The organism is Bacillus sp. ATD (genome assembly GCF_050585765.1).
In the GTDB taxonomy this organism is placed as follows: domain Bacteria; phylum Bacillota; class Bacilli; order Bacillales; family Bacillaceae; genus Bacillus; species Bacillus stercoris.
Genome location: NZ_JBOBQH010000004.1, coordinates 433,885 through 443,122, shown reverse-complemented (window position 1 = coordinate 443,122; position 9,238 = coordinate 433,885). Strand labels below are relative to the sequence as shown.

At 43.8% G+C, this 9,238-nt stretch carries 6 protein-coding genes and 6 tRNA genes; 11 read left to right on the top strand and 1 reads right to left on the bottom strand.

What is annotated here, in order from left to right:
* Positions 1-20: 20 nt before the first annotated feature.
* The 11 genes from ACQXR1_RS12935 to glgP all read left to right on the top strand — a co-directional run bounded on the left by ACQXR1_RS12935 (position 21) and on the right by glgP (position 8,699).
* Positions 21-96 (top strand) — tRNA-His (locus ACQXR1_RS12935).
* 10 nt (positions 97-106) lie between these two features.
* Positions 107-180: transfer RNA gene (locus ACQXR1_RS12930), tRNA-Gly, on the top strand.
* A 15-nt stretch (positions 181-195) separates the two neighbouring features.
* Positions 196-272: transfer RNA gene (locus ACQXR1_RS12925), tRNA-Ile, on the top strand.
* Positions 273-284: 12 nt separating this feature from the next.
* Positions 285-359, top strand: a tRNA-Asn gene (locus ACQXR1_RS12920).
* A 3-nt stretch (positions 360-362) separates the two neighbouring features.
* Positions 363-453: transfer RNA gene (locus tag ACQXR1_RS12915), tRNA-Ser, on the top strand.
* Between the two features lie 30 nt (positions 454-483).
* A tRNA-Glu gene (locus tag ACQXR1_RS12910) sits at positions 484-555 on the top strand.
* Between the two features lie 232 nt (positions 556-787).
* On the top strand, positions 788-2,671 hold the full coding sequence (gene glgB / locus ACQXR1_RS12905; RefSeq protein ID WP_430772271.1) for a 1,4-alpha-glucan branching enzyme: 1,884 nt from the start codon (positions 788-790) through the stop codon (positions 2,669-2,671).
* Positions 2,668-3,810, top strand: a complete 1,143-nt coding sequence (locus ACQXR1_RS12900; RefSeq protein ID WP_040082024.1) for a glucose-1-phosphate adenylyltransferase — start codon at positions 2,668-2,670, stop codon at positions 3,808-3,810. Before glgB ends, ACQXR1_RS12900 begins: the two co-directional genes overlap by 4 nt.
* A gap of 23 nt (positions 3,811-3,833) precedes the next feature.
* Entirely contained in the window at positions 3,834-4,865 is a 1,032-nt protein-coding gene (gene glgD, locus ACQXR1_RS12895; RefSeq protein ID WP_080478266.1) for a glucose-1-phosphate adenylyltransferase subunit GlgD, read from the top strand.
* Positions 4,862-6,316 (top strand): glycogen synthase GlgA, encoded by a 1,455-nt coding sequence (glgA, locus tag ACQXR1_RS12890; protein WP_430772270.1) that lies wholly within the window; start codon positions 4,862-4,864, stop codon positions 6,314-6,316. Before glgD ends, glgA begins: the two co-directional genes overlap by 4 nt.
* Entirely contained in the window at positions 6,303-8,699 is a 2,397-nt protein-coding gene (gene glgP / locus ACQXR1_RS12885; RefSeq protein WP_069840201.1) for a glycogen phosphorylase GlgP, read from the top strand. The genes glgA and glgP overlap by 14 nt, the downstream gene beginning before the upstream one ends.
* Positions 8,700-8,729: 30 nt before the next feature.
* Here the strand turns inward: glgP and ACQXR1_RS12880 are convergent, their stop codons facing one another.
* Complete coding sequence (locus ACQXR1_RS12880) at positions 8,730-9,197, bottom strand: TspO/MBR family protein (protein WP_430772269.1); 468 nt, start codon at positions 9,195-9,197, stop codon at positions 8,730-8,732.
* Positions 9,198-9,238: the final 41 nt, after the last annotated feature.

Genomic DNA, 9,238 nt, shown 5'->3' with positions numbered 1-9,238 from the left:
TTTTATCAATATATATTTTGGCGGTTGTGGCGAAGTGGTTAACGCACCAGATTGTGGCTCTGGCATTCGTGGGTTCGATTCCCATCAATCGCCCCAAATAAAAATTGCGGGTGTAGTTTAGTGGTAAAACCTCAGCCTTCCAAGCTGATGTCGTGGGTTCGATTCCCATCACCCGCTCCATTTCTATATCGTCATGGGCCTGTAGCTCAGCTGGTTAGAGCGCACGCCTGATAAGCGTGAGGTCGATGGTTCGAGTCCATTCAGGCCCACCATGACTTTTATATTCCACAGTAGCTCAGTGGTAGAGCTATCGGCTGTTAACCGATCGGTCGCAGGTTCGAATCCTGCCTGTGGAGCCATATGGAGAAGTACTCAAGTGGCTGAAGAGGCGCCCCTGCTAAGGGTGTAGGTCGTGTAAGCGGCGCGAGGGTTCAAATCCCTCCTTCTCCGCCATATGATTACAGATATAAATTTATAATTGTCGGCCCGTTGGTCAAGCGGTTAAGACACCGCCCTTTCACGGCGGTAACACGGGTTCGAATCCCGTACGGGTCATCCAGAAGCCTTGCAGGATATGCAAGGCTTTTTTATTTTTATTAATCATAGATATGTCATAAGCTTCGTTCTTTATTTTAAAACAGGCAACAAAAATCTCCATATATTTCGTTTTTCTTCAGAAATTGAAGTTAATTGTCTATAAGTATAAGCGCTTTCAGGAAAGGGCTTTTTTTTATTTCTTCGAATAAATACTATAAATGAAAACTATGATGTCAGAAAGGATGATTACATGGCCGCTGTCAGCCCTACAGCACATGATGTTTATCTTTTTCACGAAGGCAGTCTGTTTAAAAGCTATCAGCTGTTTGGCTCGCATTTTCGTGAGCTGAATGGCACAAGCGGATATGAATTCTGTGTGTGGGCGCCTCATGCGTCGGAGGTACGAGTGGCTGGGGATTTTAACAGCTGGTCGGGAGAACAGCATGTGATGCACAGAGTGAATGATAATGGCATTTGGACGTTATTTATTCCGGGTTTAGGAGAAAAGGAACGATATAAATATGAAATCGTGACAAATTGCGGTGAGATCAGGCTGAAGGCAGATCCATACGCCATTTATTCAGAAGTCAGACCAAACACAGCGTCACTTACTTACGATTTGGAAGGGTACAGCTGGCAAGATCAAAGATGGCAAAAGAAACAGAAGACTAAGACGCTGTATGAGAAACCTGTTTTCATTTATGAACTGCATCTCGGGTCTTGGAAGAAGCATTCTGATGGCAGGCATTACTCCTATAAAGAGTTAAGTCAGACACTTATTCCGTATATCAAAGAGCATGGGTTTACCCATATTGAACTGCTTCCGGTATATGAGCATCCATATGATCGTTCCTGGGGCTACCAAGGAACGGGGTATTACAGCCCGACAAGCAGGTTTGGCACACCGCACGATCTGATGAGGTTTGTTGATGAATGTCATCAACAAAATATCGGAGTTATTTTAGATTGGGTTCCTGGACATTTTTGTAAAGATGCTCACGGTCTTTATATGTTTGATGGAGAACCGCTTTATGAATACAAAGAAGAACGTGATCGAGAGAACTGGTTATGGGGTACGGCAAATTTTGACCTGGGAAAACCAGAAGTTCATAGTTTTTTAATTTCGAATGCGTTGTACTGGGCGGAATTCTATCATATAGATGGATTTAGGGTTGATGCAGTGGCTAATATCTTGTATTGGCCAAATCAGGATGAACGCCACACGAATCCATATGCTGTTGAATTTTTAAAAAAACTCAATCAAACCATGAGAGAGGCATATCCACAGGTGATGATGATCGCGGAAGATTCTACAGAATGGCCTCAAGTGACAGGTGCCGTTGAGGAAGGGGGGCTTGGTTTTCATTATAAATGGAATATGGGATGGATGAATGACGTACTGAAATACATGGAGACGCCTCCTGAAGAAAGGCGGCATTGTCATCAGCTTATCTCTTTTTCATTACTGTATGCGTTTAGTGAACATTTTGTGTTGCCGTTTTCTCATGATGAAGTCGTATACGGAAAAAAATCACTTCTTAATAAAATGCCTGGCGACTACTGGCAGAAATTTGCCCAGTATCGGCTTTTGCTGGGCTATATGACAGTGCATCCCGGAAAGAAATTGATCTTTATGGGATCAGAGTTTGCCCAATTTGATGAATGGAAAGATACAGAACAACTTGATTGGTTTTTGGACTCCTTCCCCATGCATCAGAAAGCCAGCGTTTTTACGCAAGATCTTCTCCGCTTTTACCAAAAAAGCAAAATCCTTTATGAACATGATCATCGTGCACAATCGTTTGAATGGATTGATGTCCATAATGACGAACAATCAATCTTTTCTTTTATTCGCTATGGCAAAAAGCACGGTGAGGCGCTTGTCATCATTTGTAATTTTACACCCGCGGTCTATCATCAATATGATGTTGGAGTTCCTTTTTTTACCCAATACATCGAAGTGCTTAACAGTGACAGTGAAACATATGGAGGCTCAGGACAAATCAATAAAAAGCCGTTATCGGCCAAAAAGAGAGCTCTTCATCATAAACCTTGTTATATCACGATGACCATCCCCCCTTACGGCATCTCGATTTTACGGGCGGTTAGAAAAAGAGGAGAGATAAAAAGATGAAAAAACAATGTGTAGCCATGCTCCTTGCCGGCGGAAAGGGCAGCCGTCTCAGCGGATTAACAAAAAATATGGCCAAACCGGCTGTATCTTTCGGGGGAAAATACAGGATTATTGATTTTACCCTAAGCAACTGTTCTAATTCAGGCATAGACACAGTCGGGATTTTAACGCAATATCAGCCGCTTGAGCTGAATTCCTATATTGGAATCGGCAGTGCATGGGATCTTGATAGATATAATGGCGGAGTGACGGTTTTACCTCCTTATGCTGAGTCATCAGAAGTCAAATGGTATAAAGGGACGGCAAGCGCCATTTATGAAAATCTCAATTATTTGAATCAGTATGATCCTGAGTATGTACTGATTTTATCAGGGGATCACATATACAAAATGGACTACGGCAAAATGCTGGACTTTCACATTGAAAAGAAAGCAGATGTGACCATCTCTGTCATCGAAGTGGGCTGGGAGGAAGCAAGCCGGTTCGGGATTATGAAGGCCAATCCAGATGGGACGATCACACAATTTGATGAAAAGCCTAAGTTCCCTAAGAGCAATCTTGCCTCAATGGGAATTTATATCTTCAATTGGCCGCTTTTGAAACAGTATCTTGAGATGGACGATCAGAACCCTTATTCTAGCCACGACTTCGGCAAGGACATTATTCCTCTGCTTTTGAAGGAGAAAAAGAAGCTTTCCGCTTATCCGTTCAAAGGATATTGGAAGGATGTCGGAACAGTGCAGAGCTTGTGGGAAGCCAATATGGATTTATTAAAAGAGGACTCGGAGCTGAAGCTGTTTGAACGCAAATGGAAAATTTACTCCGTCAATCCAAATCAGCCCCCGCAATTTATTTCATCTGATGCACAGGTTCAAGATTCGCTTGTGAACGAAGGTTGTGTTGTGTATGGAAATGTGTCTCACTCTGTTCTTTTTCAAGGTGTGACTGTCGGTAAGCATGCGACTGTCAAATCATCCGTCATCATGCCGGATGTGACGATTGGGGAGCATGTAGTGATTGAAAATGCCATCGTTCCTAAGGGGATGGTGCTCCCGGATGGCGCAGTGATTCGCTCCGAAAAAGACATTGAAGAGGTGCTGCTCGTTTCAGAGGAATTTGTAGAAAAAGAATTGATTTAATTACTGAACAGGGGGCAGAATCAGTGTTCAATAATCAAATGTTAGGTGTTATAGATGAAACCACATATAAGCATTCTCTTCAGGATTTAACAGCACAGCGGTCGCTTGGAGCGATTCCTTTTGCCGGCAGATACCGTCTGATTGATTTTATGCTTTCTAACATGGTGAATGCGGATATTAGGAGTGTTGCCATTTTTCCGAAGTATCGTTACCGTTCGCTCATGGATCACCTTGGGGCAGGTAAGGAGTGGGATTTGCATCGGAAAAAGGACGGTCTCTTTTTTTTCCCGTCTCCCCATCTTCATCACGAATACGATGAATTCGGTTCCTTTCGCCAGTTTTCGGACCATCTAGATTACTTCCACAGAAGCACGCAGCAATATGCTGTTATCTCCAACAGCCATACCGTATGCAACATTCAATTTCAATATGTGCTGAAACGCCATCAGGAGGTTGGCTGCGATGTCACCGAGGTATTTCAGGACGGCCAGTCGCTGCAAATCTATATCATGTCTACAACACTTTTAAAGGAGCTGATCTACGGACATAGCGAAAAAGGCTATAAAACCATTCAGGAGGCTGTTGAAAAGGAAGCTTCCGCCTTGACCATTTGCCCTTATGAATATTCAGGTTATGCCGCTGTTATTGATTCGGTGGAAAAATATTATACCCACAGTATGGAACTCATTCAGCCTCGTTTTTGGCAGCAGGTATTTTTGCCGCAGCAGCCGATCTACACAAAAGTGAAGGATGAACCGCCGACGAAATACGGAAAACACAGCACTGTCAAAAATTCTTTGGTGGCAAACGGCTGTGTGCTTGAAGGAGAGGTTGAAAACTGCATTTTGTTCAGGGCGGTCCATGTCGGAAAGGGAACGAAGCTGAAAAACTGCATTATTATGCAAAAAACGCAGATTGGCGAGGATTGTCTTCTTGAGCAGGTCATTTCTGATAAGGACGTTAAAATCGGCAAGGCGACGGAAGCTGCTGGAACAGCTGAGCAGCCGCTTGTATTAAGAAAAGGTTTGGTGCAAGGAGAGCTGATGAATTCTTGAAGATATTATTTGCTGTGTCTGAATGCACCCCATTTGTTAAATCCGGAGGTCTTGCCGATGTAGCAGGTGCTCTTCCGAAGGCGCTTGCGCGATTAGGCAATGAGGTAGCTGTGATGCTGCCGAAGTACAGCCAAATACCTGAGCCGTGGAAAAAGCGTATGAAAAAAAAGGCTGAGTGTACCGTAGCTGTCGGCTGGCGGCAGCAATATTGCGGAATTGAACATATGGCAGAGGATGATGTGAATTATTACTTCATCGACAATGAGTACTATTTCAACAGGGATTCGTTGTACGGGCATTATGATGACGGTGAGCGGTTTGCCTTTTTTTCAAGAGCTGTGCTGGAGGCTGCCAAAGTTGTGAATGTTCAAGCCGATATTGTTCATACTCACGATTGGCATACAGCGATGGTCAATTATTTGCTGAAAGAGGAATACAGAAAACATCCTTTTTATGAACGCATGAAAAGCGTGCTCACGATTCACAACCTGCAGTTTCAAGGCATATTCCCTCCCGATGTCACACATGACTTGCTGGGTCTTGAGATGGATCATTTTCACTATGAAAGGTTAGAATGCAACGGATTTGTTAATTTTATGAAGGCGGGCATCATTGCGGCTGACCATGTGACGACTGTGAGCCCTACTTACAGAAATGAAATCTTGACACCGTATTATGGTGAGCAGCTGGAACAGGTTTTGCAATATAGGGAAAATGATGTAACGGGCATATTAAATGGCATTGATGATACGTTCTATCAGCCGAAAAGCGATCCTTATATAGAGGCGCAATACGACTCGGAACATCTTGCATGCAAGATGGAAAACAAAACGAAGCTTCAGCGGCGAATGGGGCTTCCAGAGAAAAACGATATTCCGCTGATCAGTATGGTGACAAGGCTCACTAAACAAAAGGGGCTTGATCTTGTCCGCAGAATTATGCACGAGCTTCTTGAGGAGCAAGACATACAGCTGGTTGTGCTGGGGACAGGAGAACGTGAATTTGAAGATTATTTTCGGTATGCAGAATTTGCTTTTCATGGGAAGTGCAGAGCTTATATTGGGTTTGATGAGCCGCTTGCCCACCAAATTTATGCGGGATCTGATATGTTTTTGATGCCGTCGAAATTTGAGCCGTGCGGCTTGGGGCAGCTCATTGCTCTTCAATATGGCGCCATTCCCATTGTTAGGGAAACGGGTGGACTTTACGACACTGTCCGTTCATATCAGGAGGAAGAGGGGACGGGCAATGGTTTTACATTTTCCGCCTTCAATGCGCATGACCTGAAATTTACGATTGAAAGGGCGCTGTCGTTTTATCGCCAACAGGATGTATGGCAGAGCATCATGAAGACCGCAATGAATGCAGATTACAGCTGGGGGAAGTCGGCTAAAGAGTATCAGCGCATTTTCGAGCATGTGACAAGGAGTGGACGGGATGTTCTCGAGTAAAGAACGCTTTGCAGATTTATTTTTAAAGCGCCTGGAAATGACGTGCGGAAAAAGCTTTAAAGATTCTGCCAAGCTGGATCAATATAAAACGTTGGGCAATATGGTCAGAGAGTATATCAGTGCAGATTGGATCAAGACGAATGAAAAAAGCAGATCCAATTCCGGGAAGCAGACATATTATTTATCAATCGAATTTCTGCTCGGTCAGCTCCTTGAACAAAACTTAATGAATCTCGGTGTTCGTGATGTTGTAGAAGCTGGTTTAAAGGATATCGGCATCAATTTAGAGGAGATCCTTCAGATAGAGAACGATGCTGGTCTCGGCAACGGCGGGCTTGGCCGGTTGGCCGCTTGCTTTTTAGATTCTCTTGCTTCGTTGAACTTGCCGGGGCACGGGATGGGCATCCGTTACAAGCATGGCTTGTTTGAACAAAAAATTGTAGACGGGCATCAGGTGGAGCTGCCTGAGCAATGGCTGAAAAACGGGAACGTATGGGAAGTAAGGAATGCAGATCAAGCAGTGGACGTGCCGTTTTGGGGCGAAGTCCATATGACAGAAAAAAGCGGGCGCCTGCATTTTCGCCACGAACAAGCGACAATTGTTACCGCTGTTCCTTATGATATCCCGATCATCGGTTATGAAACAGGCACTGTCAACACGTTAAGACTTTGGAACGCCGAGCCCTATGCGCATTATCACGGCGGTAATATTTTGTCTTATAAGCGGGAAACAGAAGCGGTTTCTGAATTTTTATATCCCGATGACACCCATGACGAGGGGAAAATTTTACGTCTGAAGCAGCAGTATTTTTTGGTATGCGCAAGCTTAAAAAGCATTGTAAACAATTACCGAAAAACGCATAAATCTTTATCCGGCCTGCATAAAAAAGTGAGCATTCATATTAATGACACTCATCCTGCGCTTGCGGTGCCTGAGCTGATGCGGATTTTGCTCGATGAAGAGGACATGAGCTGGGAAGAAGCTTGGCATATCACTGTACATACGATCTCTTATACGAATCATACAACATTGTCAGAAGCGCTTGAGAAATGGCCGATTCATTTGTTTAGGCCGCTGCTCCCGCGCATGTATATGATTATTGAAGAGATCAATGAAAGGTTTTGCCGCGCAGTTTGGGAAAAGTATCCGGGAGACTGGAAAAGGATAGAGAACATGGCGATTACAGCGCATGGTGTTGTCAAAATGGCTCATCTGGCCATAGTAGGCAGTTACAGTGTAAATGGTGTTGCAAAAATTCATTCCGATATATTAAAGGAAAGGGAGATGCGTGACTTTCACTTGCTGTTCCCGAATCGTTTTAACAATAAGACGAATGGGATTGCCCACAGGCGCTGGCTGTTAAAAGCGAATCCAGGCTTGTCTGCCATCATTACAGAGGCGATCGGCGATGAATGGGTGAAACAGCCGGAATCACTGATCCATTTAGAATCGTACGCCTCTGATCCTGCATTTATTGAACAGTTTCAAAACAACAAAAGCAAGAAAAAACAAGAGCTTGCCGATTTGATTTTTTGCACGGCAGGGGTGGTTGTGAACCCTGACAGCATATTCGACGTCCAGGTGAAACGGCTTCATGCATATAAACGGCAGCTGTTGAATGTTCTTCACATTATGTATTTGTATAACCGCCTCAAGGAGGACGCTGGGTTTTCAATCTACCCGCAAACCTTTATTTTCGGGGCAAAGGCTTCACCAAGCTACTATTATGCCAAGAAAATCATTAAGCTGATCCATTCTGTCGCAGATAAAGTCAATTATGATCCGGCGGTCAAACAGCTGATCAAAGTTGTTTTTTTAGAAAATTATAGAGTTTCTATGGCTGAGCGAATTTTTCCGGCATCAGATGTAAGTGAGCAAATTTCAACCGCAAGCAAGGAAGCGTCTGGTACAGGAAATATGAAGTTTATGATGAACGGCGCTTTGACGATCGGCACGCATGATGGCGCTAATATCGAAATCCTTGAGCGGGTGGGCCCTGATTGTATTTACACGTTCGGCTTAAAAGCGGATGATGTTCTATCGTACCAGGAAAACGGCGGTTATAGATCGAGGGAATATTATCAGCATGACCGGAGAATCAGGCAGGTAGTCGATCAGCTGATCAATGGTTTTTTTGAAGGAGAAGCAGATGAGTTTGAATCGATCTATGACTCGCTGCTTCCGCATAATGATGAGTATTTTGTACTGAAGGATTTCAGCTCATATGCAGATGCGCAAGAGCGAATTCAAGCTGATTATCGAGAACGAAGGAAATGGTCTGAGCGTTCGATTGTAAACATTGCCCATTCTGGATATTTCTCCAGCGACCGCACGATCCGGGAATATGCGAAGGACATTTGGGGCATCAAGCCGATGATATGAAAAAGCCGCTTATACAGCGGCTTTTTTTGTTCACAGATTCATTGAATCGATAGTAAAGGATAAGAACGTCGCAAATGCACTCCATAAAAAATAAGGCAAAAGAAGATAGCTTGCGGCTCTGCTGTATTTTTTCGCAATGATCAGTAATACGATTGCTGTGATGGCGACAAGCAGGCAGTCAATCGATGCAGCCAGCAGATTTTTTTGCGTAAACTGGAAATAGCTGAATGCCTGATTGAGCACGTAATTTATTAAAAGCGCCAACCAAAAGCTTTTTGCACCTTTAAAAGAAAACGCAGTATATATAATGGCAGCTGAAAGGGAGATCAGGGCAAACAGAATGGCCCAAATGATGCCGATCGCAGATCCGCTTGGCGTCCAGTCGGGTTTTTTTAATGAATTGTACCATTCTTGGTCAACAGGAAACAGGTATCCTGCGGCTGAAAACAGCGCGTATGTAATCACAAAAACCGCTATGGCGCCGATCATCTTTTTCATGTTTGCAACCTCCGTATGTATTTATTTTACATTTATACTTA